General features: G+C 66.1%; 3 protein-coding genes. 1 reads left to right on the top strand and 2 read right to left on the bottom strand.

The features are described from left to right. A partial coding sequence (locus BGRAMDRAFT_RS33130) for a lysylphosphatidylglycerol synthase domain-containing protein (RefSeq protein ID WP_085962975.1) occupies positions 1 to 1697 on the bottom strand: 1697 nt, incomplete at its 3' end. Between the two features lie 400 nt (positions 1698 to 2097). Between BGRAMDRAFT_RS33130 and BGRAMDRAFT_RS35815 the strand changes: the two genes are divergently transcribed. Further along, positions 2098 to 2247 (top strand): hypothetical protein, encoded by a 150-nt coding sequence (locus BGRAMDRAFT_RS35815; protein ID WP_006053306.1) that lies wholly within the window; start codon positions 2098 to 2100, stop codon positions 2245 to 2247. A gap of 182 nt (positions 2248 to 2429) precedes the next feature. On the opposite strand, the gene BGRAMDRAFT_RS35165 is transcribed toward BGRAMDRAFT_RS35815, so the two are convergent. Further along, the gene (locus tag BGRAMDRAFT_RS35165; RefSeq protein ID WP_006053307.1) at positions 2430 to 2582 is read right to left on the bottom strand and encodes a hypothetical protein; all 153 of its coding nucleotides are present in this window, start codon (positions 2580 to 2582) and stop codon (positions 2430 to 2432) included. Positions 2583 to 2691: the final 109 nt, after the last annotated feature.

Consider the following 2691-nt stretch of genomic DNA (forward strand, 5'->3'; position numbering starts at 1 on the left):
AGGAACGCTTGCCGCGACTCCGAGAACAGGAAGCTCTTGTCGCCCATCAGTGCGAGGCCGGCGTCGCTGCGCTCCTGCGCGCGCACGATGCGCGCCGCGTCCTGCAAATCTTCCGGCGCGGGCTTCACGAAGTGGCCCGGCGCGGGACGCAGCAACTGCCAGAACGAGAACGTCGCGGCGAACAGGCTCGCGGCGAGCGTTGCGCGCAGCGCACGCGGCGCGCGTTCGTCGAAGGCGAATTGCCACCACAGGTCACGCGTATAAGGAACGTCGCGGAACGCGAACAGCATGACCCACGTCGCGAGCATCAGCACCATCGCGACCGAGACGAGCCAGCCGGCCGTGAAGCGCTCGGCGAACAGCGACGAATGACGATTGAAGCGCCGGCGCGTCGCGAGCAGCAGCACGATCAGCGTGCACAACACACCGGCTTCGACGAATGCCAGCCCCTTGGTCAGCGACAACGCGAGGCTCAGCACCGCGAGCAGCAAGGTCATCCACCAGGCGGCATCGAGACGCCGCAGCAGCCCGCGCGCGACGAACAGCAGCAGCACGCCGAGCACGCTGCACAGCATCTGCGAGCTTTCGAGCACCCACAGCGGCAGCACGTCGCGAAGAATATGAAGGCGCTGCCAGAACGCGGGCGTCGCACTCGAGATCACCAGCATGCCGCCGACCACGAACGTGACGAGGCTCAGAAACAGCGGCGCGAGTTTCGACGCGGCCGCCGCATGGCGCAGCGGCAAGCGGCCTTTCAGCGCGCGGCCCTCGAAACCCGCGAGCAGCGCAGCCGACACGACGAGCGGCGCGCCGAAGTAGATCGCGCGATAAGCGAGCAGCGCGGCGACCATCTGCTGGGTCGCGACGCTGCCGTTCAGCGTGAACACCATCGCCGCTTCGAACACGCCGACGCCGCCGGGCGTATGGCCGATCAGGCCGAGCAGCATGGCCGCGGCATAGACGGTAATGAAGGTGACGAAGCTCACGTGTGCATGCGGCAGCAGCGCCCACAACGCGAGGCCGGCGGCGATCACGTCGACGACCGCAAGGCCGACTTGCTCGAGCAGATCGCGGCGCGCGGGGATATCGAACGAAAGCCATTGCCAGCGCGTGCGGATCGCGCGCGTCTCGGCGCGGCATGCGGCGGTCAGCAGAATCAGCGCGGCGAGCAGAAACGCACCGACCCAGCGGACGGTGCCGGGCGAAAGATGCAGCATCGGTGCAAGCGGGCCGGCGAGGCAGACCATGCCGAACGCCGTCATCAGGACCAGCGCGAGCGCGAGCGAGACGCTCGTGAAGACCGTCATGCGGCCGATCTGCGCGGGCGTGATGCTCGAGGCGCCATACACGCGGGCGCGCACCGCGCCGCCCGTCAACGCGCCGAAGCCGGTGGCATTGCCGAGCGCGGAGCCGGCCGTCGCGCCGATCCATAGCGCCGGGCGCGGCACGCTTGCACCCAGGTAGCGCAAGCCGACTGCATCGCGGCCGACGAGCGCCACGTAGCTGAGCGCGGTAGCGGCCAGCGCGGCGGTCCACTCCGAGGCAGACAAGAGGCGCAGCTCGTGCATCACCGAACGGTAGTCGACGGCCTGCGACAAATGCTGGAGCACGCCGAGCAGCAGCGCGCAGATCGCCAGCGCGAGCACGGGCGAGAGCAATCCCCTGATGCCTCGCGCTTTGGATGCGCGGACGAACATCGCGCCCAGCCGGTCGAATTTATTCTTATATCGATGGAACATGGTCAATGCGGGCCTTGCGTGGAGCTGTCAGCTGTCGCGGCGACGGGCCGTCTGCCGCCAGGTCGCCTTGCGGCGATTACAACTGGATAACGGCAAGCAGATCAAAAGGTTGACACTGCGGGCCTTTGCGCCGGGGTTTAACCTGGGCGGAACCCGCGCCGCGCCGGCCGGCCCGGAAGTCAGGGGGCTGAAGTTTAAACGCTAATCGTGGACGGTCAACGAAGATTCGTCGCGGGTTGACGTGAGCTGTGAGCCACGGCTGGCTAAGCTTTTTGCCGCAAGTGCCGTAATCGCACGCAATAGCCTCGCGAGATGCGATCCGTTGGTCGCACAAACGGGGCACTTGACGGGAGAAACGATGATGGCCGAACAGGATTGGATGATGGCGGGCTTGTATCTGGCGGCCCTCGCGTCGACCGTGCTGGCGATGAGCGCCTGGTCCGCGCGAGCGGCGAAAATGCGGCGAACGGTTACGCTTATCCGTTTGCCGCGTCGTTCGGGCGAGTAAGCCGCGAGTCAGCCGCGAATAAGCCGCGAATAAGCCCCGGGAAGCGCGCGGCGTTCACAAAGCAAAAGCGGCGCGAAATGCGCCGCTTGTTGCTTGCTGACCCGCGTTCGTTGTCACGCGCGACCGTCTTTAACGCGCGACCGTCGACAGCGCCTTTCAGCGCGCCCGGCCGCGTTTGCCGCTTACTGCGGGCGGCGATGCGCTTCAGCGATCACGGCGCAGTTTTGCAGATGCAGATTCAGTGCGTGCAGCGCGAGAGCGCGCAGTTTCGCGAGCCAGTTGCCCTTGGCGGCAACGGTGTTACGGGCGGCTGCAGCGTTCGCGGCGGTGTTCATATCGAGGCTCCCGTATAGGGTTTCTACCTCGGGAATAACCCGATTATAGTCCTCTCGTCGCGCAGTGCAACAAAAAATAAAGCTGTTGCGCAAGAATCACAGCGGCGTC

Source organism: Paraburkholderia graminis C4D1M, from assembly GCF_000172415.1.
Classification (GTDB): domain Bacteria; phylum Pseudomonadota; class Gammaproteobacteria; order Burkholderiales; family Burkholderiaceae; genus Paraburkholderia; species Paraburkholderia graminis.